Below are 320 nucleotides of genomic sequence, written 5' to 3'. Positions count from 1 at the left end.
TGAATCGCCCCGCCTTCCGTGGAGGCCATTTGGTTTAAGTCAGGCCGGCACCGCCACCTGACTGGCGAGTTGCCGATAGTAGTTTGCCTCAGCTTCGGCCGGGGAAATGTAGCCGATGGGTTCGAGCAGTCTGTGGTGATTGAACCAGGACACCCATTCCAGCGTTGCCAGTTCCACCGATTCCCGGGTTTTCCAGGGCGCCCGCCGATGGATCACCTCGGCCTTGTACAGCCCGTTGATCGTCTCGGCCAGCGCGTTGTCGTAGCTGTCGCCCTTACTGCCGACCGAGGGTTCGATACCCGCCTCGGCCAGTCGCTCGG

At 62.2% G+C, this 320-nt stretch carries 1 protein-coding gene; it reads right to left on the bottom strand.

The window, feature by feature from the left end; all coding sequences use genetic code 11:
* Nucleotides 1-39: 39 nt before the first annotated feature.
* Nucleotides 40-320, bottom strand: a 281-nt coding sequence (locus tag ABWL39_RS20935; RefSeq protein WP_367796162.1) for an integrase core domain-containing protein, incomplete at its 5' end; no start/stop codon positions are given.

This window comes from Chitinivorax sp. PXF-14 (assembly GCF_040812015.1).
Taxonomy (GTDB): domain Bacteria; phylum Pseudomonadota; class Gammaproteobacteria; order Burkholderiales; family SCOH01; genus JBFNXJ01.
This window is presented reverse-complemented; position numbering and strand designations above follow the sequence as displayed.